Genomic DNA, 24,136 nt, shown 5'->3' on the forward strand with positions numbered 1-24,136 from the left:
GCCATCGAGAGACAGGATTGGTTTTGCGGCCGTATTCCCCTATATGGGGGCCGCGGCGGCATCGTCGGCATGAGCCCGCGCGAGCGAAAAAGCCTTCCTGTCCAAACGATTGTAAACCAGCCCTCGATGACCTCTGCGAGCGAATTGCGATCCGGCAAGGGTGACCGCGACGAGAATTTTCCCGTCGCGTCCTGGATCATCCATCCGCGTCATCGCGCCCTGATCCTGGCGTACTATAATTTCGTGCGCACCGCCGACGACATCGCCGACCACGCGACGCTGCCGCCCGACCAGAAGCTCGCCTACCTCGACCTGCTCGAGGCGGAACTGCTCGGCAAGGGCGACACCCAGGCCGAGGCCGTCACCCTGCGTCGCGCGCTAGCCGAGCGCAGCATGGCGCCGCGCCATGCGCTCGACGTGCTGATCGCGTTCCGCATGGACGTGACCAAGCTGCGTTACGAGACCTGGGACGAGGTCATCCACTATTGCCGCTATTCGGCGATGCCGGTCGGCCGCTTCATGCTCGACGTCCACGGCGAGAGCACTTCGACCTGGGCCGCGTCGGACGCGCTCTGCGCCGGCCTGCAGATCAACAATCACTTGCAGGATTGCGGCAAGGATTTCCGCGAGCTCAACCGCGTCTATCTGCCGCGCGATGCGCTGGCCGCGAGCGGCGCTTCGGTCGAGCAGCTCGGGCTGTCACAGTCGCCGCCTGCGATGCTGGCCTGCCTGCAGGGGCTCGCCGCGCGCAACGAGGCGCTGCTCGACGAGGGCAGGTCGCTCGCCGCCGAGATCCGGGATTTCCGTCTCGGCGTCGACGTCGCGGTGATCCAGGCCTATGCCGACCGCATCGTGCGCCTCTTGAAGGTGCGCGATCCCCTGCGCGAACGCGTGCATCTGAATAAGTTCGAGCTGCTCGCTTTCAGCCTCGCCGGGATGATCGGCGAAGCCGGCCGCCGCGTGATCGGTCGCAAGGCCATTTCCAGACCGGGGACTGCGCATGACGCTTGAGGCGACCACGCCCGGCGCCAATTACGGCTCGACCGCATCCGGCAGCTCGTTCTACGCCGCGATGCGCATCCTGCCGCATGACCAGCGCGAAGCGATGTTCCAGATCTACAGCTTCTGCCGCCAGGTCGACGACATCGCCGATTCCGACGGGCCGCGGGAGGAGCGGCTCGCCGCGCTTCAGCAGTGGCGCAACGACATCGACGCCCTTTATCAGGGCCATCCGCCGCCGCGGCTGAAGGACTACGTCGCCTCGGTGAAGACCTTCGGGCTCAAGCGCGAGGATTTCCTTGCGATCGTCGACGGCATGGAGATGGACGTGCCGCAGGACATCCGCGCGCCCGACATGGCGACGCTGGATCTCTACTGCGACCGGGTCGCCAGCGCGGTGGGGCGTTTGTCGGTGCGGGTGTTCGGCATGCCCGAGGAAGACGGCATCCTGCTCGCGCACCATCTCGGTCGCGCGCTTCAGCTCACCAACATCCTGCGCGACATCGACGAGGACGCCGGCCTCGGCCGGCTCTATCTGCCGCGCGAGGCGCTGCTGCATGCCGGCATCACCTCCGATGATCCGAACCGCGTGATTGCCGAGCGCGCGCTGCCGAAGGTCTGCCTGCCGCTGGCGCAGCGCGCGAAGTCGCATTTCGAGAAGTCGGACGAGATCATGAAACGCAACAAGCGCCGCGCCGTGCGTGCGCCGCGGATCATGTCGAAATATTATCATTCCATTCTGGATCTTCTGATCGCGCGCGGCTTCACCGCGCCGCGCGAGCCGGTGCGTGTGTCGAAGATCACACGCATCCTGATCCTGCTCCGTTACGCTTTCATCTGATGCAAAACACAGCTCATATCATCGGCGCCGGGATTTCCGGCCTCTCCGCCGCCGTGCGGCTCGCCAATGCCGGCTTCAAGGTCGCCGTGCACGAGGCGACGCACCAGGCCGGCGGCCGTTGCCGTTCCTATTTCGACGGCGCCACCAATCTCACCATCGACAACGGCAACCATCTGCTGTTGTCGGGCAACAGCCATGCGCGCGCCTATGCGCGCGCGATCGGCACTGAGGCGGGGCTGGTCGGCCCTGAGCGGGCGCAGTTTCCCTTCGTCGACCTCAAGACCGGGCAGCGCTGGCAGATCGATCTCGGCGCCGGCCGGCTGCCGACCTGGGTGCTCGACGAGAGCCGCCGTGTGCCCGATACCGGAGTAACCGATTATCTGAAGCTGGCGCCGCTGGTCTGGGCGTCGGAGGAGACGCTGGTCGGCAAGTCCATTCCTTGTGAAGGCGTGCTCTACCAGCGCCTGGTGCAGCCGCTGCTGCTGGCCGCGCTCAACGTCGATCCGCCCGAGGGCTCGGCCGGGCTCGCCGGCGCAATCGTGCGCGAGACGTTGCTTGCCGGCGGGCAGGCCTGCCGTCCCCTGATCGCGCGCGACGGCCTCAGCGCCGTGCTGATCGAGCCTGCCGTGAAGTTCTTGGCTGAACGCGGCCACACCGTTCAGCTCGGCCATGAGCTGCGTTCGTTCGTCAGCACCGACGGCAAGGTGACCGCGCTGAATTTCGGCGGCGAGGACGTGATCCAGTTCGGTGCGGGCGATGTCGTCGTGATGGCGGTGCCGCCGCGCGCGGCTTCCAGCCTGTTGCCGGGCCTGAAGACGCCGACCGAATTCCGCGCCATCGTCAACGCCCATTTCCGCTTCGAACCGCCGCCGGGCTCGGCGCCGATCCTCGGCGTGATCGGCGGTGTGGTGGAATGGCTGTTCGCGTTTCCGAACCGGCTCTCGGTGACGATCAGCAATGGCGACCGTCTGGTCGACATGCCGCGCGAGGAGCTCGCACAGGCGATCTGGAACGACGTCTGCAAGGCGGGCGGCGTGTCCGGTGAGCTGCCGCCTCCATTGCCCCCTTGGCAGATCGTGCGCGAGCGCCGCGCCACGTTTGCGGCCACGCCTGCGCAGAATGCCCTGCGCCCGGGGCCGGTCACCGCGCTGAAAAACCTGTTCCTCGCCGGCGACTGGACTGCTACGGGATTACCGGCAACCATCGAGGGATCGGTCCGGTCCGGCGACCGCGCCGCCGATCTGGTTCTGGCCGCCAATCCTGAAAAGCGGCCCTGACGGGCAAATGTCCCGGTCAACTTTCAATCGACTATCGGAGCAATCGAGCGACATGGATTCCGTGAACGCGACCAGCCGCGAGACCCTGGAATCGAGCATTGCGTCGGCCACCCAAGGCATCCTCGGCTTCCAGCAGTCCGACGGCCATTGGGTGTTCGAGCTCGAGGCCGACTGCACGATTCCGGCCGAGTACATCCTGCTGCGCCATTATCTCGCCGAGCCCGTCGACACCGTGCTCGAGGCCAAGATCGGCAACTACCTGCGCCGCGTCCAGGGCGCTCATGGCGGCTGGCCCCTCGTGCATGACGGTGAGTTCGACATGAGCGCCAGCGTGAAGGCGTACTTTGCGCTGAAGATGATCGGCGACTCCGTCGACGCGCCGCACATGGTGCGTGCGCGCGAGGCGATCCATGCCCGCGGCGGCGCGATTCACAGCAACGTCTTCACGCGCTTCCTGCTGGCGACGTTCGGCGTCGTGACCTGGCGCGCGGTGCCGGTGCTGCCGATCGAGATCGTGCTGCTGCCGTTCTGGTCACCGTTCCATCTCAACAAGATCTCCTACTGGGCGCGCACCACGATGGTGCCGCTGATGGTGATCGCCGCGCTGAAGCCGCGCGCGAGGAATCCGCTGGGTATCGGCATCGACGAGCTGTTTCTCCAGGACCCGCGCTCGATCGGCATGACCGCGAAGGCGCCGCACCAGAGCATGGCCTGGTTCCTGCTGTTCCGCTCCCTCGACGCAATCCTGCGCGTGATCGAGCCGCTGTTTCCGAAGCGACTGCGCAAGCGCGCGATCGACGCCGCGCTCGCTTTCATCGAGGAGCGGCTCAACGGCGAGGACGGCATGGGCGCGATCTATCCGCCCATGGCCAATATCGTCATGATGTACGACGCGCTCGGCAAGGGCGAGGACTACCCGCCGCGCGCGACGACGCGGCGGGGCATCGACAAGCTGCTCGTGATCCGCGACGACGAGGCCTATTGCCAACCCTGCGTCTCGCCGGTGTGGGATACGACGCTGACCGCGCACGCGCTGCTGGAGGCGGGCGATGCGCAAGCCGTACCGGCCGCCAAGCGTGGACTCGACTGGCTGATTCCGAAGCAGGAGCTCGAGGTGAAGGGCGACTGGGCCGCGAAGCGGCCCGACGTGCGTCCGGGCGGCTGGGCCTTCCAGTACAACAACGCCCATTACCCTGACCTCGACGACACCGCGGTCGTGGTGATGTCGATGGACCGCATGCGCCGGGAGCACGGTGCGGCCGGCTATGATGCCGCGATCGCCCGCGGCCGCGAGTGGATCGAGGGCATGCAGAGCGACGATGGCGGCTGGGCCGCCTTCGACGTCAACAATCTCGAATATTACCTCAACAACATCCCGTTCTCGGACCATGGCGCGCTGCTCGATCCGCCGACCGAGGACGTCACCGCGCGCTGCATCTCGATGCTGGCCCAGCTCGGCGACACCGCGAAGACCAGCAAGCAGGTTGCCGACGGGGTCGCCTACCTGCGGAAGACCCAGCACCCGGAAGGGTCCTGGTTCGGCCGCTGGGGCATGAACTTCATCTATGGAACCTGGTCGGTGCTCTGCGCCCTCAACATGGCCGGCGTCGACCAAAAGGATCCCATGATCCGGAAGGCCGCCGACTGGCTGGCCTCGATCCAGAACGAGGACGGCGGCTGGGGCGAGGACGCCGTCAGCTACCGGCTGGACTACAAGGGCTGGGAAGCGGCGCCCTCGACGGCCTCGCAAACGGCATGGGCCTTGCTTGCCCTGATGGCGGCAGGCGAGGTTGATCACCCGGCCGTCGCCCGCGGGGTGGAGTACCTGATTGCAACACAAAACAAAAAAGGACTGTGGGACGAGCAGCGGTACACCGCCACAGGCTTCCCCCGTGTATTCTATCTACGGTATCATGGTTACCCGAAGTTCTTTCCGCTGTGGGCATTGGCGCGGTATCGGAACTTGCGGAACACCAACAGCAGGGTGGTAGGGGTCGGAATGTGACTTTGGGGACGGGGGACTATTTTACCGCGGGTCATGCCATTGACCCGCGGCCGATACTGATCGTGACCGGATTGGTTCAGGAGGCCCGCATCGCGGCCGGGCCCGGTATGGCGGTGATCTGTTCATCCAGCAGCCCGACCCAGTTGCGGGCGCTCCTGACCGTGGTGGATCCCGAGACGATTCGCGGCGTGATCTCGTTCGGCGTGGCCGGCGGGCTCGACCCGACCCTGCGCTCCGGCGACGTCGTGCTGGCAACCGAAGTGCTGTCCGGCGACACCCGCTGGGCCGCTGGGCTCTCGCTCGGCGACGACCTGATCGAGCGCCTGACCTCGGGCCGCCGCCGCGTGGTCCGCGGCAGCCTTGCCGGCGCCGAGGAGGTGGTCACGAAGCGGTCCTGCAAGGCTGCGCTGCATTCGGAGACGGGAGCCTCTGCCGTCGACATGGAGAGCCACATCGCGGCCGCCTATGCCGCCGAGGTCGGGCTGCCCTTTGCCGCGGTCCGCGTCATCAGCGATCCCGCCCATCGCGCGCTGCCGGCACTCGCCCGCGCCGCCATCAAGCCGAACGGCCAGATCGACCTCGCCGCCGTGCTGCGCGGCATCGTGCGCAATCCGGCGACGCTGCATGCGCTGGTCTCGACCGGCCTCGACTTCAACCGCGCCCTGCGAAGCTTGCGCGGTTGCCGGGATTATCTGATCGGGACGGAGCTCATCGAGAGCGAAGTGCTGGTGTCGAAGGCGGCGTGAAGCGGCGTCTTCGAGAAGCTGAAAAAGAAGAGGCCCGGTCGTCTGACCGGGCCTTTTCTTTTGGGCTGCGAGATCGTTGTCACAGGCGGGGCCATCGACGCGATGTGGTTCCCTACCGCCAGCCGCCGACTTGAATTTGAGTCCATCTACGCTTATCTTACGTTTGTCTTACCTCGGGGTTGGGCCATGGCCGACACAGACAAGCTCACCACTGTCGTTTCCACCAAGGGGCAGGTCATCCTGCCCAGCGCTATTCGCAGGTCGCGGGACTGGAAGGCCGGAACGCGGCTGACTGTCGAGGAGACTTCGGAGGGCGTCCTGTTGAAGCCTGCGCCGGCCTTTGCGGCGACGCGGCCGGAAGAAGTGTTCGGAGTCTTGAATTATCGAGGCGAGCCGAAGACGCTCGAAGAGATGGACGCAAGCGTGCTTGCCGAAGCCAGGCGGCGGCATGATCGCGATTGATACCAATCTGATCGCCCGCTACCTGACCCGAGATCACGCCACTCAATCCGCGCGTGCCCGCGCCTTGATCGACGGCCAGAGGGTCTTTGCCGCCGTCACGGTGCTCCTCGAAGTCGAATGGGTGCTGCGAAGCGCGTACGGCTATCAGGCCGCAGACATCGTGCACGCGCTTCGTGTGTTCGCGGGGCTTCCGACCGTTATGGTCGAGGACGGCGCGATGGTCGCGGCAGCGCTCGAGCTTGCCGAGAGGGGAATGGATTTCGCCGATGCCCTGCATCTGACGAGATCGGGACGTTGCGATGCTTTCGTCACTTTCGATCGCAAGCTCGTCAAGGCGGCGAAGGCGGCCGGTCATGCGGGGGTGCGCGAAGTAGGGTAGTCTTGGTTGACGCGCCGGGACTGATGGCCTCGATCGGAGCGCTGTCACTATAATCCTCGTGTCTCACTTCAGGGGGTGCAGTCCAGCACTGGACTGCACCCCCTCAAGTGAGACACGGCAATTCGTTGCGGTTCGGCACACGTAGTCGGTGTCCATCGCGGATCACGGGCGACCACTCGCTCATTTCTCCATCGTGAAGTCAGGGCTGAAGCCGCGCGCCACGGCTGCGCGAAGCGAGGCCCAGGGGCCGGCAGCGTTTCGCCTCGGACGCAGAATGATGTCGTCACCTTGCTGTGCCACCTCGACCTCGTCGGCCGAGACATGGAGCTGCTTCGGCAGCTGGACGGACTGGGCATTGCCGGACTTGGAGACTTGGCGATGTAGGGCAGGGCGGCCTCCTGTAGATGCTCATCTATGTATACGGAGGGCTTGGCCGGCGCCAGTGAGGGGCGTCGGGCAAAACACCGCAAAGTCCGTCAATCCCTCCTCGGAAAAACATTTTACTTTCCCGAATTTCGGATTTGTGGCATATGACGCCATCCCGGCCCTGCCAGAGGGGCGCTTCGCGATCGTCACGAGATGCGGGTCGGGGTGCGGTGGACGCGGCAGCGCCGGCGCGGAAAGCGATGACGGGGCGGGCAACCGTGAGTCATGCGCGACGCGGGACGAACGGCGCGGTCACAGCGGTTTCGGTCGTCGTCGGGGGCGAGCACACGCGAGCTCCCGGCGATCAGGTCGAACCGTCCGCGGACGGAGAAGTCGTGTGGTCCTGACGCCCGCAGGCTGGCGTCAAGCAATGCGGTGATGCGGCGGCCCGACCGGGCGCGCGCATCGATCATCCGCAACGCGACGGGGGCAATAGTGCAGCGCTCCCCGAGGAGAGCACGAAGGACACCGTTAAAACCATCCGCGCAGGGAAGGCCGGGCGACCGGCATCACCTGTGGTCCACCCCGTGTGCGTTTTCCATGCACGCGGACCGCGGGTGCCGCCGGCGCCCGGCCTTCCCTGCGCCCTCTGGTCTTTCGAGGGCGAAACGAACAGCAAAGCTCGGGCGAAAGAAGCCGCGAGAACGCGATGGTGCGTCTGATGGCCAGAGAGAATGACTCGATCTCGTCTCGTGCCCCGGACGCAGCGCAGCGTCCCTTCGACGGTGCGCTGCAGAGCCGGGGCCCATGCATCGAAGACTCGCGGCCGCTGGGTCCCGGCTCTGCGCAGCAGCGCAAAGAGCGCTGCAGCGCGTCCGGGACACGGACCGCTGCTTGCGGCACAACGGCGCCCGAAGAAAAAGCCCGGTCGCGCTGGCGGCCGGGCTTTCGTCTTGAGATTTGATCGTGCGCGCTTACGCCGCCGTCGAAGCCTTCTGCGCGGCCTTCGCCTGCGCGGCGGCGGCTTCGTCCTTGCGGATCTCCGACAGCTTCTTCTGGACCTGCTCGGAGAAGATGTACTGCGCCGGGCGCTGCTTGCTCATGTCGATCTCCGGTGCCATCGGGCCGGAGGTCTTGATGCCGCGCAGCGACACCCACATCGCCTTCAGCGGGTTGTTGAGTGCGGCCGTCGCGGCCGTCGGCTCGTAGCCGCAATGGGCCATACAGTCGGCGCACTTCTCGTAGCGGCCGGTGCCGTAGGAATCCCAGTCGGTGGTCTCCATCAGCTCCTTGAAGGTCTTGGCGTAGCCTTCACCGAGCAGGTAGCAGGGCTTCTGCCAGCCGAAGATGTTGCGCGCGGGCATGCCCCAGGGCGTGCACTCGTATTCCTGGTTGCCGGCGAGGAAGTCGAGGAACAGGCCGGAATGCATGAAATTCCACTTCTTGCCCTTGCCCATCGCAAAGACGTCGCGGAACAGCTTCTTGGTCTTGGTTCGGTTGAGGAAGTGCTCCTGGTCCGGCGCGCGCTCATAGGCGTAGCCCGGCGACATCGAGACGCCGACGCCGAGCTCGACGGTGAGATCGAGGAACTTCGCGATCTCCTCGGCCGGATGGCCGTCGAAGATGGTGGCGTTGACGTTGACGGTGAAGCCGCGCGCCTTGGCCGCCTTGATCGCGGAGACGGCGCGGTCGAACACGCCCTTCTGCGACACGGCCTTGTCGTGATGGTCCTTCAGGCCGTCGAGATGCACCGAGAAGAACAGGTAGGGCGAGGGCTCGAACAGGTCGAGCTTCTTCTCCAGCAGCAGCGCGTTGGTGCAGAGCGAGACGAACTTCTTGCGCGCGACGAGGCCGCGCACGATCTCGCCGATCTCCTTGTGGATCAGCGGCTCGCCGCCGGGAATGGCGACCATCGGCGCGCCGCACTCGTCGGCGGCGTCCCAGCACTCCTGCGCGGTCATGCGACGATTCAGGATCGCGTCGGGGTAGTCGATCTTGCCGCAGCCGACGCAGGCGAGGTTGCAGCGAAACAGCGGCTCCAGCATCAGCACGAGCGGGTAGCGCTTGCGGCCAAGCAGTTTCTGCTTGAGCAAATAGCCGCCGATACGCATTTCCTTGAAGAAGGGGATAGCCATTACACGTTTCTTTCTGGGCTTGAAATTCGGGTGGGGTCAGCTCGCAGCCAACTGGGCCGGAAGCCGGAATTCGATGTTTTCCTCGCGGCCCGGCAGCACCTGGACCTTGACCGGTCCGATCCGCCGCATCGCTTCGATCACGTCATCCACGAGTACCTCGGGCGCCGAGGCGCCGGCCGTGACGCCGACGGTCCTGGCATGTTTCAACCACGCCGGATTGAGCTCGCTGCCGTCGGCAATCAAATAACTCGCGACGCCGGCTTCGGTGCCGATTTCGCGAAGCCGGTTCGAGTTCGAGCTGTTGGCAGCGCCTACCACCAGGATCACGTCGACCAGTTTGCTCAAGTCCCTTACCGCAGATTGGCGGTTCTGTGTCGCATAGCAGATATCCCGGATATCCGGACCTTGAAGATCTGTAAAGCGGGCCTGCAGGGCCGCGATGATGTCCTTGGTGTCATCGACCGACAGGGTGGTCTGGGTGATGTAGGCCACTGGCGTATCCGCCGGCAGCGTGAGCGCCTTAACCTCTTCAACACTCTGGACAAGCTGCACCGGCCCCGGGACTTGGCCCATCGTGCCCTCGACCTCGGGGTGGCCGGCATGGCCGACCAGGATCAGCGTGCGGCCCTTGGCAATGTAGCGCTTCCCCTGATTGTGAACTTTCGTGACCAGAGGGCAGGTGGCATTGAGCACCGGGAGGTCGCGCGCGGCGGCCTCTTCCTCGACGCTGCTGGCGACGCCATGGGCGCTGAAGACCGTCACTGCCTTCGGTGGAACCTGGGAGAGTTCCTCGACGAAGATCGCCCCTTTGCTCTTCAGGCTCTCGACGACGTATTTGTTATGCACGATCTCATGGCGCACGTAGACGGGCGGGCCGTACTTCTCCAGCGCCCGCTCCACGATCTCGATCGCACGCACCACGCCCGCGCAGAAGCCGCGCGGTTGCGCCAGATAAACTTCCATTGGACGCCCATCACGCAAGTTGCACCAATCCGCTTTCGTAAGTCCCCGGCGGCACCCCGATACTGGCCAATGAGCTGCAATATCCGCACCATTGGTTCGCGCAAGCGGTAGCCGCCCACCCCCGTAGGCTCCGGCGCATGGAGGCACAGCGCTTTGTGTCAAAAAATCGGCGGCAAGGAAAGACCGGGAAGGTTGGCAACGCAACTTTGAGGTATTTTAGTAGGGCGGGTGGTGTGCGCAATGCGCGACACTCGTGCATCGTCCTTCGTCACTTTCCCGCCTCAACTCCCCGGCTATACCGGCCGCCCCGCATGATTTTGCCACGGTCCCCGCCGTTTACCTCGAACCTTCTCGCGGCGAGAACCACTCAAAACAGCAATAGGTTTCGCCCGGGAACTCCGATAAACAGCGGGCGTTTCCGGCAAGCTGTTAACCGCAGAAAGAAAAGAAGTGCTGCAAAGCGTCGTCGTTGCCATCGTCAGGGCCTGCACCCGGTTTGCCTCCCTCGTCGTCGTTCTCGGGCTCCTGCTGGCGGTGGGTGCGGGCTACTACGCGTCCCGGCACTTCGCCATCAACACCGACATCAACTCGCTGATTTCTCAAAATCTCGACTGGCGCAAGCGCGACCAGCAATTCGACCAGGCGTTCGATCAAAACGAAACGATCCTCGCTGTAATCGAGGCCCGGACGCCGGAGATGACGAGCGCCGCGGCAGACGCGCTCTATGCCAGGCTGAAGGACGACAAGGCCAACTTCCGGTCGATGCAGCAACTCGGTAGCGGCGAGTTCTTCGAGAAGAACGGGCTGTTGTTCCTGCCGACGGAAGAAGTCGGCAAGACCACCGGCGAGTTCGAATCCGCCGCGCCCCTGATCGAGATCATGGCCGGCGATCCTTCGATCCGCGGCCTCACCGGCGCGCTGGAGACGGGCCTTGCCGGCGTCAAGCGCGGCCAGGTCAAGCTCGACAATACCGCGCGGCCCTTCAACCTGATCGCGCAGACGGTCGAGACCGTGCTGAACAAGGGCAATGCCAGCTTCTCCTGGCGCGAGCTCGTCAGCGACGAGCCGCTGAAGGATTCGGACAAGCGCGCCTTCATCGAGTTCAAGCCGATCCTCGACTACAACGCGCTGGAGCCCGGCAAGGACGCCACGGATGCGATCCGCAAGGCCGCAGCGGATCTGGATTTCCCCACCAAATACCAGGCACGGGTGCGACTGACCGGCCCGGTCCCGATCGCCAACGAGGAATACGCGACGGTCCAGGAAGGCGCCGTCGTCAACGGCATCGGCACGGTTCTCGTCGTGCTGCTCATCCTGTGGCTGGCGCTGCATTCGGCGAAGATCATCCTCGCCGTCTTCGTCAATCTCTTCGTGGGCCTTGCGATCACGACTGCGGCCGGCCTGATGATGGTCGGATCGTTCAATCTGCTGTCGATCGCATTCGCGGTGCTGTTCGTCGGCCTCGGCGTCGATTTCGGCATCCAGTACAGCGTCCGCTATCGTTCCGAGCGCTACAAGCACAACGACCTCTCGAGCGCGCTGGTGCTGGCCGCCAAGCGGTCGGCGGTGCCGCTGTCGCTCGCGGCGATGGCGACGGCCGCCGGCTTCCTCTGCTTCATGCCGACCGATTACAAGGGCATCGCGGAGCTCGGCCAGATCGCCGGCGTCGGCATGCTGGTGGCGTTCCTCTCGTCGATCACCGTTCTGCCGGCCATGCTCAAGCTGCTGAACCCGCCCGGCGAACCCGAGCCGGTCGGTTACGCCTTCCTGGCGCCGCTCGATCACTTCCTCGAAAAGCACCGCGTGCTGATCGTCGGCGGCACGCTGCTGCTGGCGTTCGGCGGCCTGCCGCTGCTCTACTTCATGAAGTTCGACTTCAACCCGATGAACCTGCGCAACCCGAAGGCCGAATCGATCGCGACCTTCCTCGATTTGCGCAAGGATCCCAACACCGGCGCCAATGCCATCAACGTGATGACCACGTCCGAGGAGCAGGCGAGGCAGGTGGAGGCGAGGCTGGAAAAGGTGCCCGAAGTGCTGCGGGTGATGTCACTCAACAGTTTCGTGCCGCAGGATCAGCCGCCGAAGCTGAAGCTGATCGCACAGGGCGCCAAGGTGCTGAACCCCGCGCTCAACCCCGATCAGATCGATGCGGCGCCGTCGGATCAGGAAAATGTCGAGTCGCTGAAATCCTCGGTCGACAGTCTGCGCCGGACCGCGGGCGACGCGAAGGGGCCGGGTGCGGTCGCCTCGCGCCGTCTTGCAGACGCGCTCGAAAAGCTCGCCAATGGCGACGAGGCCACGCGCAACAAGGCGCAGGACGTGTTCGTCACGCCGATGAAGATCGTGTTCGATCAGCTCAGGAACGCGATGCAGGCCGAGCCGGTCACCCTGAAGTCATTGCCGCCCGATCTCGTCAGCGCCTGGAAGAGCAAGGACGGCATCATCCGCGTCGAGGCGCTGCCCAAGGGCGATCCCAACGACAACGACACGCTGCGCAAATTCGCGGCGGCGGTGCTCGCGGCCGAGCCGACCGCGATCGGCGGACCGGTCTCGATCCTGAAATCCGGCGACACCGTGGTGAAGGCATTCATCCATGCCGGCATCTACGCGCTGCTGGTGATCGGGCTGTTGCTGTGGATCACGCTACGCCGGTTCGTCGACGTGCTGATGACGCTGGTGCCCCTTCTGGTTGCCGGCGCGGTGACGCTCGAGATCTGCGTGTTGATCGGCCTGCCGCTGAACTTCGCCAATATCGTTGCGTTTCCGCTGCTGCTCGGCGTCGGTGTCGCCTTCAAGATCTATTATGTCGTGGCCTGGCGCTCGGGCAGAACAAATCTGCTTCAGACCAGCCTCACGCGCGCGATCTTTTTCAGCGCGCTGACGACGGCGACCGCGTTCGGCAGCCTGTGGCTGTCGAGCCATCCGGGGACGTCCAGCATGGGCAAGCTGCTGGCGCTCTCGCTGGTGACGACGCTCGCCGCCGTGCTGCTGTTCCAGCCGGCCCTAATGGGCAAACCCCGCAATCTCAGGGAGTAGGCAGATGTCGCCGACGGGGTCGGCGGCGCCCTTCTGGCCGGGCTTGGCTGCGCCGGCGGCCTTCGGCGCTGCGGGCGCAGGGGCGGTGGCGCCTGTCGTGGCCTGGGCTGCCTGCGTCCCATGAGCCTTCGGCGCGGCGCCGCCGGATTTCGGCGCGCCCTTGGCCATGGCGTTGGCAGGACTCGAGGGGATTGGCGGGCCGACCCTGGTCCAGGTCTCGCCGCCGCAGAGAAAGCCCATCACGCAGCCCTTGATTTCGAGCTGGTCGGGACCAGCCGGCGTGATGGTCGCGCTGTAGAGCTGGCCGTCCTTGGCGTTGTAGACCTGTCCTTCCCACTGATCGATGCCGGGCTTCTTCTTCATGTCGATCAGGGTCGCCATGCCCAGCGTCGGCCTGTTCTTCTTCGAGACATCCGGGTTGTTCTCGTCGCGCCCGCCGGGCTGCTTTTCCCAGGAAACCGCGCCCCACATGCTGCCATTGCATTGGGCGACACGAATGTTGGCGACGCCGTCGGCGACCCGCCAGTCGCCGGTCGGGTCTGCAGCGAGCGCGGGCGTCAGGCAGGTGTAACCGCCAGCCAGTATTAGTCCGGTGTAAAGGGCTAAACGCATGATAGTTCCTCGGCAGTGCAACATGGGCTAAAGCTGTGCTTGCGAAGATGGTCCGAAAAAGGGCAAAAGGCCGCACAGACCGTTTTCAGTCACGGTCCGTTTTCAGTTGACGAGACTGCCCTCAACCGAAGTATGTAGCGGATGCACAGCCCAAATCCAGACATGTCTCAGCTATTCGCGGACCGTCAGGCCCAGCGCAGCACCCTGCATAACCGGTATCTGAACGAGCAGTTCGTTCGGGTTCTCAAGACCATCGGCTACGATGTCGGCTTCCAGAAGGGGCAGGGGCAGTACCTCTACGATCGCGAGGGCGCTCGCTATCTCGACCTGTTGTCCGGCTTTGGCGTGTTTGCGATCGGGCGCAATCATCCTGTCATGCGCGATGCGCTCAAGAGCGTGCTCGATGCCGATCTGCCCAACCTCGTCCAGTTCGACGTCTCGACGCTCGCCGGCGTACTCGCCGAACGGCTCCTGAAATACGTCCCCTATCTCGACAAGGCGTTCTTCGCCAATTCCGGCGCGGAATGCGTCGAGGCCGCGATCAAATTCGCGCGTGGCGCGACCGGTCGTCCCGGCATCGTCTATTGCGCGCACGGCTATCACGGCCTGACCTATGGCGCGCTGTCGCTGACCGGCGACTCGAATTTCCGTACCGGATTCGAGCCGCTGCTGCCGGGCTGCACCCCGGTCCCGTTCAATGATCTGGTCGCGCTGGAAAAGGCCCTGGCCTCGCGCGAGGTTGCGGCGTTCGTCGTCGAGCCGATCCAGGGCAAGGGCGTCAACATGCCCACGGACGAGTTTCTGCCGGGCGCTGCCGCGCTCTGCAAGAAATACGGCACGCTGTTCGTCGCCGACGAGATCCAGACCGGCATGGGCCGCACCGGCCGCTTCCTCGCGGTCGAGCACTGGAACGTCGAGCCCGACATGGTGCTGCTGTCGAAGTCGCTGTCCGGCGGCCACGTTCCGGTCGGCGCGGTGCTGACGCGCAAGGCCATCTTCGACAAGATCTTCAACCAGATGGACCGCGCCGTGGTGCACGGCTCCACCTTCTCCAAGAACGACCTTGCCATGGCTGCGGGCATCGCCACGCTCGACGTCATGGAGTCCGAGAAGCTGATCGAGTCCGCGGCCAAGCGCGGCGCCGAGCTGCGCCTCGCGCTGACGCGCATGGTGCCCGGCTACGAGCTGATGAAGGAAGTGCGCGGCAAGGGCCTGATGATCGGCGTCGAGTTCGGTCCGCCGAAGTCGCTGCGCCTGCGCGCCTCCTGGAACGTGCTGGAGACTGCCAACAAGGGCCTGTTCTGCCAGCTCATCACCGTGCCGCTGTTCAAGGATCACAAGATCCTGACCCAGGTCGCCGGCCACGGCAGCCACACCATCAAGCTGCTGCCGCCGCTCACCATCACCGAGGAAGACTGCAGCTGGATCGAGCGCGCCTTCGACGACGTCATCGCCGGCAGCCACAAGGTCCCCGGCGCGATCTGGTCGCTCGGCAAGACGCTGGTGGACAACGCGGTGCGAAGGTCGGCTTGAGTCTTCGCCGAGGTATCCCGGCATTCGTCATTGCTTCGCTGCTTCAGCGCAATCTTGTCGCGAGCTTCTCGCAATGACGACGCCAGCTCCAGTTACCCCTCCACATTCGCCTTCATCGCCGCCTCGAACTTGTCGACGAATTCGGCGAGCTCGTCGGCGCCGATGTCGCTGACGGCCCAGAAGTTCAGGCCACGCTCGCCCCAGCGGCGGCAATTGAAGCCCTGCATGGTCTGGGTCTTCGGCGGCCGGTCTTCGGTGCTCGTGGTCTGCGATACGAACAGGTTGATCACGTGCTGCCGGCGCTTGTAGACGACGGCGCCGATGGCGCGGGCGTCGATATAGTCGAGCCGGCCGCCCACGAGCGTAAAGCCTTGCGCGGTGAGATCGATCACGGGCGGGGCGACGTCGAGCTTGCCGTTGAACCACGGCTTGACGGTGTGCTGGTCGGTCGAGACCACGTCGGTGAGGTGGCCGGCCTGGAGCGAGCGCAGATGGGCGGAGACGACCTCCGACAGGATACGCTGCTGGTCGTCCTGACGCAGCACCACGGCGACGACCCCGGAGGCGGCGAGGGCGGAGACGGCCGAACCCATCGCGAAGCCGCGCAGCACGGAGCGACGGGTCGGTTGCTGGCTCTGCGGCCCGGGCAGTGAGGCCTCTATCCGGCTGCGAAGGCTTGCCGGCGCCACGTAGCGCAGATTGGTGTCGGCGAGCACGCGCCGCATCTCGCGCTGTGCGGCGAACTCGGCGGCGCAGGCCGGGCAGCCGGCGATGTGGGCTTCGACCTCGCGCGCATGGCCGGCGTCGAGCTCGTTATCGAGCAGCGCGTGAAGCAGGATTCTTGCTTCGTCGCAGGTCATTTCGCTTGCTCCTCTTCCGCCGTCCACGCCGCGCGCAGCATGGCGCGGGCGCGGGCGAGGCGGGACATCACGGTGCCGATGGGGGCGCCGACGGCCTCGGCGATTTCACGATAGGACAGGTTGTTGATCTCGCGCAGCACGAAGGTTTCCTTGAACGGTTCGGCGAGCGCGTCGATCAGCTTGCGAATGGAGCCGGCATCGCGGCTGCGCAGCACTTCGCTTTCCGGGCTCGCTCCGGCCTCCTGCCAGAGCGGCGTCTGCTCGGCGGCGCCGGGCGTGTCCTCGATCGCGCCGGGCCGGCGCGCGCGCCGCGCATGTTCGGCGTTGCAGACGTTGCGCAGGATCGCGAACAGCCAAGGCTTCATCGCCGGCCCGCGATAGCTGTCGAAGTGCTTCAGCGCGCGCAGATAGCACTCCTGCACGGCGTCCTCGGCGTCGGAGGCATCGCGCAGGAGATAGCGCGCAAGCGTATAGACGTCGTCGAGATAGGGCAGTGCCGCTTCGCGAAAGCGCCGTGCCTTCTGCAGATCGTCGGTGGCGGGCATCGCTCCTCGCCTTGCCTCTTCCTGTGCTTCTCGCCGTGTGATCGAAGACGCGGGACCCCGGCCGGCGTGGGACCGCCGGCCGGGCAGGACGTTGATGCCTTGGTTCGAGACTTCACTCAACCTTGATCATCCCCGTCATGTGCGGGTGCAGCGAACAAAAATATTTGTAGTCGCCCGCGTTGGTGAAGGTGAACGAGAACTTGTCGTCGGTGTCCAGGGTCTTGGACCTGAACTTGCCGGCCGATACGACGGTGTGGGGAATGTCGTCCCGGTTGGTCCAGGTCACGGTGGTGCCGACCTTGATCTTGAGCTCGGCCGGCTGGAAGACGAAATTGTCGATATACACGTCCATGTCGTCGGCACGGGCCGCTGTTGCGGGCAACAGGACAGCCGCGGCCATCGCGAGACCGAAGTCGCGGCGATTGAGTGTCTTCATGGTCAGCTTCCATTTCAGCGGTGGATTCAGCCTTGCAGTGGCGTGTCGATGATCGCGAGCCGTTGGTCGTTCTGCTTGAAGTTGATGCTGGCGACGCCGAGCATGGAACGCAGTTTTGCGTCCTCGACCTTCATCGGGCCGGGCGAGCGAGCTGTTCCCGGCGCCGGCTGCGGGAAGGCGGTCGAGCGCGCGGTGTGGAAGGTAACGTTGCCCTCGACCTTCTGCATCACCTGGTGGATGTGGCCATTCAACACGGTGACCGAGCCGAAACCCTTGACGTATTCCAGCGCGCGGCCGCCGTCCTCGGTGCCCCAGCCCCATTCGGGATAGACGGTCCAAAGCGGGATATGCGCGAACAGCACGATCGGCGTCGACTTCGACTTGCCGCGCAGATCGTCCTCGAGCCAGGCGAGCTGCTCGGCGCCGAGATTGCCGAGGCCGCCAGCCTTGAGGTCGACGACGTTGACGAGGCCGACGAAATGCACGCCACCGGCGTCGAACGAATACCAGCCCTGGCCCTTGGTGCCGCGGCCGTAGCGCTCTCGGTAGAGCTTCACCTCCTCGTCGAGGAAGTCATGCTCGCCGGGCACGTAGTGCACATCGAGCTTGCTTTGCGAGATGATGCGATCGGCATTATCGAACTCGGCGGCCTTCGACAGATGGGTGATGTCGCCGGTGTGGATCATGAAGGACGGCTTGGCCGGCATCGCGTTGATCTTGCCAACCGCTTCCTCCAGCGTGCCGAGCGCATTGGGATTGGCCGGCTTGTCGAAGCCGACATGGCTGTCGCTGATCTGGAGGAAGCTCATGCCCGGCGCGGCCGCGGTCGCAGCCTCAGCGGAATCGATGATGCCGAGCGACCGCGGCACGCCGCCCGTCACGGTCCAGAGCACCCCGGTGCCGGCCCAGGTCATGCATTCCAGCACCTTGCGGCGGCTGACGCCGTCATCCCCGTGATTGTGTCCGCTCATCGCGCATCTCCACGTCGCCCGGAATTGGGCTTCGGGGAGGTGATCGGGGGAGGGGAAGACTTATTCCCGGACGGGATGACGATTTCGTGAGGACGCGATCTCGTGTCCCGGACGCGGCGCAGCGCTCTTGGTGGTGCGCCGCAGAGCCGGGACTCAGAAAGCCACACGGTACGCGGTAAGATAGGCCCCGGCTCAGCAGCGCATCACTGCGTGCTGCGCTGCGTCCGGGGAACGAGACCTATTTCGAAAAATCTCTCACCGCTTCCACCACGCGCTCCGGCTTTTCCTGCGCCACACAATGCCCGGCATCCTCAAACATCAGCGTACTGACGCGCGGAATGAGCGACACCGCGCGTCGCGCCATCTCCCGGTAGATCGGCCCCGACTTCGCGGCCGTCGTGACGCGGACCGGGCAATCGATCTCGGCGAGGGAGCCGAACGGATTGCCGCGGGCATCGCCAACGTAGACCTGCGCCATCGCCTCATAGATCGGACGGAGCATTGCCGACTCGATCTCCGGCATGCAGCGGAGCCGGACCCTGCCATCGTCGAGCGTCACGAAGCCGTGTCGCACATAGGCCCGAAGCGAGGTGTCGGTCCAGTCCGCGAATGCCGGCGCTGCGCGGTAGCGGTTGAAGGCGGCATCGGAGTTGTCGAATTCGGCCTGACGGCGCAGCGCACCTTGCACGCGAGACAGGGAGTCTTCGTCCAATCCGCCGGAGAGCACCGCGCGCGGATCCATGATGGTCGGCTCCATCACGAACATCCGCGTGAAGCATCCGGGCAACAGCTTTGCCGCAAGCAGGAGATCGGTTGCGCCCGCGCTGTGGCCAATGCCGTAGACGTTGCGCAGCTTCAACGCGTCGATCACCCGACGGATGTCGCCGGCAAAGTCGAGGAAATGATAGGCGCTCGGCTTGTGGCTCGTGCCATGGCCGCGGCGGTCGAGCGCATAGACCGTGTAGGTCGATGCAAGATCGCGCGCGACCTCGTCCCAGACGTCGGCGACGAAGCCGGTGCCGTGCACGAGGAGGGCGGGCGGCTTGCCGCTCTCGCCCCATTGCAGGATGGCGATCTCTGCGTCGGCGGGGCCGATTGAAAAGCGCTGACTGATCATGATGGCCGGACGCTACTTCGCATCCTCCAGGATCATCGTCGCGCCCTTCTCCGCAATCATCGCCGTCGGCGTGTTGGTGTTGCCCGAGGTGATGGTCGGCATGATCGAGGCATCGACGATGCGCAGGCCGGACAGTCCGTAGAAGCGCAGGCGTTCGTCGACCACGGCCAGCGGATCATTCGCCGCGCCCATTTTTGCCGTGCCGACGGGATGAAAGATGGTGGTGCCGATATCGCCGGCGGCTTTTGCGAGCGAGGCGTCGTCGTCGCCGACCGAGGGCCCGGGCAGATATTCGCTGGGCCGATACCTGGCGAGCGCCTTCTGCTGCATCAGGCGTCGCGTGGTGCGAATGGCGTCGGCGGCAACCTGGCGGTCGTCGTCGGTCGACAGGTAGTTCGGCGCGATGATCGGCTTTTCCTCCGGCGTCGCCGAGCGGAGCCGCACGGTGCCGCGGGAGGTCGGTTGAAGATTGCAGGCGCTGACGGTGATGGCGGGAAAGCGGTGCAGTGGATCGCCGAACTTGTCGAGCGACAGCGGCTGCACGTGGAATTGGATGTTGGCGCGCGCGCGCGTCGCATCGGAGCGCGTGAAGATGCCGAGTTGTGACGGTGCCATCGTCAGGGGACCGCGGCGGCGGAAGGCGTAGTCGAGCCCCATCAGGCCGCGGCGGAACAGGTTGTAGTAGGTCTCGTTCAGCGTGCGCACGCCCTCGACCTTGTAGATCGCTCGCTGCTGCAGGTGGTCCTGGAGATTGCGTCCCACACCGGGCCTGTCCATGACGATGTCGATGCCGAGCGGCGACAGCCAGTCGGCGGGTCCGATGCCGGAGCGATGCAGCACCTGCACCGAGCCGATCGCGCCGGCCGAGAGGATCACCTCGCGTTTCGCCCGTGCCTCGATGATCTCGCCGTTCTGGATGAAGCGCACGCCGACGGCGCGGCCCTGCTCGATGATGAGGCGGTCGACCAGCACGCGCTTCTCGAGACGCAGATTGGAGCGGTGGAGTGCGGGCTTGAGGAAGCCGCGTGCCGACGACCAGCGCCGGCCGCGCTTCTGGTTGACGTGGAAATAGCTGGTGCCTTCGTTGTCGCCGGTATTGAAATCCGGGATGCGCTTGATGCCCATCTCCTCGGCGGCATCGCCGACGGCGTCGAGAACGGCCCAGGACAGTCGCGGCGCCTCGATGCGCCAGCCGCCGCCGGCACCGTGGTGCTCGCTCGGCCCCAGGAAGTGATCCTCCAGCCGCTTGAACAGCGGCAGCACGTCGTCATAGCCCCAGCCGGTCAGCCCGAGCTGGCGCCAGTGATCGTAATCGGCAGCCTGTCCGCGCATCGAGATCATGGCGTTGATCGCCGAGCATCCGCCGATCACCTTGCCGCGGGGATAGGCGAGCGCGCGGCCGTTCAGGCCGGGCTCGGGCTCGGTCTTGAACATCCAGTCCGAGCGGGGATTGCCGATGGCGAAGAGATAGCCAACCGGGATGTGGAACCAGATCCAGTTGTCGTCGCCTCCGGCTTCAAGGATGAGAACGCGGTTGCTTGGGAGGGCTGACAGCCGGTTGGCGATGATGCAGCCGGCCGTGCCGGCCCCGACGACAATGTAGTCAAACTCGCCTTCGAGCCGCCTTGGCATTCTGCTTCCACCCGGATGGTCACTTTGCGTTCCGCCTATTAGGCAGACGCAGCGGATCGGGACAAGCCCGGCCATGCCGGGTGGGCAGGGCTAGGCCCCGATGTCAGGCAGTTGGGTGGACCGGCGCTTGCATGGTAGACAGTCCTGTATTTCCAACAATGCTCGAGACCTCCATGCCCATCGTGAATCGCGTCGCCGACCTTCAACCCGATATTCAGGCCTGGCGCCGGGACATCCATCAGCATCCGGAGCTGTTGTACGACGTTCACCGCACCGCAGCATTCGTCGCGGATCGCTTGCGGGAGTTCGGCTGCGATGAGGTCGTGACCGGGCTCGGCCAGACCGGCGTGGTCGGCGTGATCAAGGGCAACAAGCCGGCCGGCGAGGGGCTCAAGGTGATCGGCATGCGTGCCGACATGGACGCGCTGCCGGTCGAGGAGCAGACCAACCTGCCTTACGCCTCCAAGACCCCTGGCAAGATGCACGCCTGCGGCCATGACGGCCACACTGCGATGCTGCTGGGGGCAGCCCGCTATCTCGCCGAGACCCGCAATTTTGCCGGCGATGCCGTGGTGATCTTCCAGCCGGCCGAGGAGGGCGGCGCCGGCGGCGCTGCCATGGTCAAGGACGGGCTGATGGAACGCTTCGGCATCGAGCAGGTCTATGGCATGCACAACGGCCCCGGCATCCCGGTCGGCTCGTTCGCGATCCGGCCAGGTCCGATCATGGCGGCGACCGACGAGGTCGACATCATGATCGAGGGCCTCGGCGGTCATGCCGCGCGTCCGCACAAATGCGTGGATTCCGTGCTGGTCGGTGCGCAGGTGATCACCGCACTGCAGTCCATCGTCGCGCGCAGCGTCGATCCCCTTGAATCGGCCGTGATCTCGATCTGCGAATTCCACGCCGGCAACGCGCGTAACGTCATTCCGCAGACCGCGACGCTCAGAGGCACTATCCGCACGCTGTCGCCGGAAGTGCGCAAGCTGGTCGAGAAGCGCGTGCACGAAGTCGTGGCAGGCGTGGCGCAGATCACGGGCGCCAAGATCGACCTGCGCTACAAGCGCAATTATCCCGTCGTGAACAATCATGCGGCGGAAACCGAGGTGGCGCGGCGCATCGCCGAGCAGGTCGCGGGCGAGGCCAACGTGCACGAGATGCCGCCGCTGATGGGCGGCGAGGATTTCGCCTACATGCTGGAAGCGCGGCCCGGCGCCTTCATCTTCTGCGGCAACGGCGACAGCGCCGGCCTGCATCACCCCGCCTACAATTTCAACGACGAGGCGATCGTCTACGGCACGTCCTACTGGGTCAAGCTGGTCGAGGAGCAGCTGGCGGCGTCGTAAGGCTCCGTCGTCATTCCGGGATGGTCCGAAGGACCAGACCCGGAATCTCGAGATTCTCAGGTGCGCAATCGCGCACCGGAGTTCGGCTCCTCGAACCGCCCCGGAATGACAGCCTGGAATGCAAATGGCCGGGACAAACCCGGCCATCCGCGTTCATGGAGTGTCGTTTTGCTCAGAACATCCGCGAGAAGATCACGTACAGCGTGGCCGACAGCATGATCGCGCAGGGCAGCGTCAGCACCCAGGCCATCAGCAGGTTGCGGATGGTCGACCATTGCAGGCCCGAGCCGTTGGCTGCCATGGTGCCGGCGACGCCCGACGACAGCACATGTGTGGTCGAGACAGGCAGGCCGAACACGTCGGCGGCACCGATCGTGGCGGCGGCCACGAGCTCGGCCGAGGCGCCCTGCGCATAGGTGAGATGGGACTTGCCGATCTTCTCACCGACCGTGATCACGATGCGCTTCCAGCCGATCATCGTGCCGAGGCCGAGTGCAATGGCGACCGCGATCTTCACCCAGTTCGGGATGAACTTCGTGGCGGCGTCGAGTGAGCCCTTGTATGCGTTCAAGGTCGCGATCTCCTCCTTGTTGAGATCGTTCTCCTTGTCCTTCATCAGGAACCGGATCGCTTCGGAGGTCATGTACATGTCGTTGCGGGTATTGCCGACCGCCTCCGCGGGCACCTTGTTCAGGGAGCCGTATTGGGCGACCTGATCGCCGACATCCTTCACCAGCACTGCGAGCGAGGGATAGGTGCCCTCGTTCATCTGATGCAGTGCGATGTATTGCGTCACAGCGGGGCGGGGATCGCCGATGATGCTGTGGCCGGCGCCCTTTGCGGAGATTACCTTGGCGGCGGCTTCCGAGGTCTTCTGGAACTGGACGACCTGGGATTCCGGCAGGGCGCGGTTGAGCGCATAGGCCGTCGGCACGGTGCCGATCAGGATCAGCATGATCAGGCCCATGCCCTTCTGGCCGTCGTTCGAGCCGTGCGCGAAACTGACGCCGGTGCAGGTTGCGATCAAGAGGCCGCGGATCCAGAGCGGCGGCGTCTTGTTGCCTTCGGGCGCAGCGTAGAGGGCCGGGTTGCGCACGATGAACTTGAGCAGCAGCAACAGCACGGCGGCGCAGATGAAGCCGAACAGCGGCGACAGCAGTAGTGCGTAGCCGATTTCCGTTGCCTTGCTCCAATCCACGCCCGAGGTACCGTCGCGGCCGCGCATGACGGCGTTGGCGACGCCGACGCCGATGATCGAGCCGATCAGCGTGTGCGAGGAGGAGGCGGGCAGGCCGAAAAACCAGGTGCCGAGATTCCACAGGATCGCCGCGATCAGCAGCGCGAACACCATGGCGAAGCCCGCGCTGGAGCCGACCTGGAGGATCAGCTCGACCGGCAGCAGCGAGACGATGCCAAAGGCGACCGCGCCGGAGGACAGGAGCACGCCGAGGAAGTTGAAGAAGCCCGACCACATCACGGCGACTTCGGCCGGCAGCGAATGGGTGTAGATGACCGTGGCCACCGCATTGGCGGTGTCGTGGAAGCCGTTGACGAATTCGAAGCCGAGCGCGATCAGGAGCGCAACGAACAGGAGGATGTAGGGCAGGTAGGTCGTCACCCGCGCGCCCGTCGCGTTGACGTCGACATAGATGCTGTAGGCGACGAACAGCAGGCCCGCGGCGAGGATGCCGAAGAACAGGATCATCGTCAGCGGATTGAAGCCCTTGTCGAGATTTGGCCGCGAAGCCGGCTGGATCGGTGCGGGATCGGCGATCGCTCGGTCGAATGCAACATCGGTCATGTCTGGACGCCCCTTAACTTTGAAGTAAGGGTATTGTCCGCGATGGATTTGAAGGCCGGATGACAACCAGG

General features: G+C 65.1%; 20 protein-coding genes. 10 read left to right on the forward strand and 10 right to left on the reverse strand.

What is annotated here, in order from left to right; genetic code table 11:
- Nucleotides 1-126: 126 nt before the first annotated feature.
- The 7 genes from hpnC (at nucleotide 127) to XH87_RS30860 (ending at nucleotide 6,709) form a co-directional block, all read left to right on the forward strand.
- The gene (hpnC, locus tag XH87_RS30830) at nucleotides 127-1,011 is read left to right on the forward strand and encodes a squalene synthase HpnC (protein ID WP_158668949.1); all 885 of its coding nucleotides are present in this window, start codon (nucleotides 127-129) and stop codon (nucleotides 1,009-1,011) included.
- Complete coding sequence (gene hpnD, locus XH87_RS30835) at nucleotides 1,001-1,840, forward strand: presqualene diphosphate synthase HpnD (RefSeq protein ID WP_271590134.1); 840 nt, start codon at nucleotides 1,001-1,003, stop codon at nucleotides 1,838-1,840. The genes hpnC and hpnD overlap by 11 nt, the downstream gene beginning before the upstream one ends.
- The gene (gene hpnE, locus XH87_RS30840) at nucleotides 1,840-3,117 is read left to right on the forward strand and encodes a hydroxysqualene dehydroxylase HpnE (protein ID WP_035709377.1); all 1,278 of its coding nucleotides are present in this window, start codon (nucleotides 1,840-1,842) and stop codon (nucleotides 3,115-3,117) included. The genes hpnD and hpnE overlap by 1 nt, the downstream gene beginning before the upstream one ends.
- 52 nt (nucleotides 3,118-3,169) lie before the next feature.
- Nucleotides 3,170-5,122 (forward strand): squalene--hopene cyclase, encoded by a 1,953-nt coding sequence (gene shc / locus XH87_RS30845; RefSeq protein ID WP_271590135.1) that lies wholly within the window; start codon nucleotides 3,170-3,172, stop codon nucleotides 5,120-5,122.
- A complete protein-coding gene (locus XH87_RS30850; protein ID WP_271590136.1) occupies nucleotides 5,119-5,868 on the forward strand; it encodes a phosphorylase in 750 nt (249 codons plus the stop codon). Before shc ends, XH87_RS30850 begins: the two co-directional genes overlap by 4 nt.
- A gap of 186 nt (nucleotides 5,869-6,054) precedes the next feature.
- Nucleotides 6,055-6,330, forward strand: coding sequence for an AbrB/MazE/SpoVT family DNA-binding domain-containing protein (locus XH87_RS30855; protein WP_271590137.1), 276 nt, complete (start codon nucleotides 6,055-6,057; stop codon nucleotides 6,328-6,330).
- Entirely contained in the window at nucleotides 6,317-6,709 is a 393-nt protein-coding gene (locus tag XH87_RS30860; RefSeq protein WP_271590138.1) for a type II toxin-antitoxin system VapC family toxin, read from the forward strand. Before XH87_RS30855 ends, XH87_RS30860 begins: the two co-directional genes overlap by 14 nt.
- A 1,340-nt stretch (nucleotides 6,710-8,049) precedes the next feature.
- On the opposite strand, the gene hpnH is transcribed toward XH87_RS30860, so the two are convergent.
- Together hpnH and ispH are read right to left on the reverse strand one after the other, a co-directional pair.
- Complete coding sequence (gene hpnH / locus XH87_RS30865) at nucleotides 8,050-9,210, reverse strand: adenosyl-hopene transferase HpnH (RefSeq protein WP_271590139.1); 1,161 nt, start codon at nucleotides 9,208-9,210, stop codon at nucleotides 8,050-8,052.
- 36 nt (nucleotides 9,211-9,246) lie between these two features.
- Entirely contained in the window at nucleotides 9,247-10,173 is a 927-nt protein-coding gene (gene ispH, locus XH87_RS30870; RefSeq protein WP_271590140.1) for a 4-hydroxy-3-methylbut-2-enyl diphosphate reductase, read from the reverse strand.
- A gap of 450 nt (nucleotides 10,174-10,623) precedes the next feature.
- On the opposite strand from ispH, the gene XH87_RS30875 reads away from it, so the two are divergent.
- Nucleotides 10,624-13,212 carry an MMPL family transporter gene (locus XH87_RS30875; protein ID WP_271590141.1) on the forward strand — a complete coding sequence of 863 codons (2,589 nt, stop codon included), beginning with the start codon at nucleotides 10,624-10,626 and terminating at the stop codon, nucleotides 13,210-13,212.
- Here XH87_RS30875 and XH87_RS30880 read toward each other — a convergent pair.
- Complete coding sequence (locus XH87_RS30880) at nucleotides 13,180-13,824, reverse strand: DUF2147 domain-containing protein (protein WP_271590142.1); 645 nt, start codon at nucleotides 13,822-13,824, stop codon at nucleotides 13,180-13,182. The two genes, XH87_RS30875 and XH87_RS30880, sit on opposite strands and share 33 nt — an antisense overlap.
- Nucleotides 13,825-13,965: 141 nt before the next feature.
- Between XH87_RS30880 and hpnO the strand changes: the two genes are divergently transcribed.
- Nucleotides 13,966-15,357, forward strand: coding sequence for an aminobacteriohopanetriol synthase HpnO (gene hpnO, locus XH87_RS30885; RefSeq protein WP_271590143.1), 1,392 nt, complete (start codon nucleotides 13,966-13,968; stop codon nucleotides 15,355-15,357).
- Nucleotides 15,358-15,449: 92 nt separating this feature from the next.
- Here hpnO and XH87_RS30890 read toward each other — a convergent pair whose 3' ends face one another.
- The 6 genes from XH87_RS30890 to XH87_RS30915 form a co-directional block, all read right to left on the reverse strand.
- Complete coding sequence (locus tag XH87_RS30890) at nucleotides 15,450-16,217, reverse strand: anti-sigma factor family protein (protein WP_271590144.1); 768 nt, start codon at nucleotides 16,215-16,217, stop codon at nucleotides 15,450-15,452.
- Nucleotides 16,214-16,762 carry a sigma-70 family RNA polymerase sigma factor gene (locus XH87_RS30895; RefSeq protein WP_271590145.1) on the reverse strand — a complete coding sequence of 183 codons (549 nt, stop codon included), beginning with the start codon at nucleotides 16,760-16,762 and terminating at the stop codon, nucleotides 16,214-16,216. The genes XH87_RS30890 and XH87_RS30895 overlap by 4 nt, the downstream gene beginning before the upstream one ends.
- 112 nt (nucleotides 16,763-16,874) lie before the next feature.
- Nucleotides 16,875-17,198, reverse strand: coding sequence for a cupredoxin domain-containing protein (locus XH87_RS30900; protein WP_271590146.1), 324 nt, complete (start codon nucleotides 17,196-17,198; stop codon nucleotides 16,875-16,877).
- Between the two features lie 26 nt (nucleotides 17,199-17,224).
- Nucleotides 17,225-18,169 carry a metallophosphoesterase family protein gene (locus XH87_RS30905; protein WP_271590147.1) on the reverse strand — a complete coding sequence of 315 codons (945 nt, stop codon included), beginning with the start codon at nucleotides 18,167-18,169 and terminating at the stop codon, nucleotides 17,225-17,227.
- Between the two features lie 238 nt (nucleotides 18,170-18,407).
- Nucleotides 18,408-19,286, reverse strand: a complete 879-nt coding sequence (locus XH87_RS30910) for an alpha/beta fold hydrolase (RefSeq protein ID WP_271590148.1) — start codon at nucleotides 19,284-19,286, stop codon at nucleotides 18,408-18,410.
- Nucleotides 19,287-19,298: 12 nt separating this feature from the next.
- A complete protein-coding gene (locus XH87_RS30915) occupies nucleotides 19,299-20,918 on the reverse strand; it encodes a GMC family oxidoreductase (protein WP_035709411.1) in 1,620 nt (539 codons plus the stop codon).
- Between the two features lie 173 nt (nucleotides 20,919-21,091).
- On the opposite strand from XH87_RS30915, the gene XH87_RS30920 reads away from it, so the two are divergent.
- Nucleotides 21,092-22,264: a M20 aminoacylase family protein gene (locus XH87_RS30920; protein WP_271590149.1), complete on the forward strand. Its 1,173-nt coding sequence runs from the start codon at nucleotides 21,092-21,094 to the stop codon at nucleotides 22,262-22,264.
- A 172-nt stretch (nucleotides 22,265-22,436) separates the two neighbouring features.
- Here the strand turns inward: XH87_RS30920 and XH87_RS30925 are convergent, their stop codons facing one another.
- Nucleotides 22,437-24,065 (reverse strand): inorganic phosphate transporter, encoded by a 1,629-nt coding sequence (locus XH87_RS30925; protein ID WP_271590150.1) that lies wholly within the window; start codon nucleotides 24,063-24,065, stop codon nucleotides 22,437-22,439.
- Between the last annotated feature and the right edge of the window lie 71 nt (nucleotides 24,066-24,136).

The organism is Bradyrhizobium sp. CCBAU 53415, assembly GCF_028128735.1.
Lineage (GTDB): Bacteria > Pseudomonadota > Alphaproteobacteria > Rhizobiales > Xanthobacteraceae > Bradyrhizobium.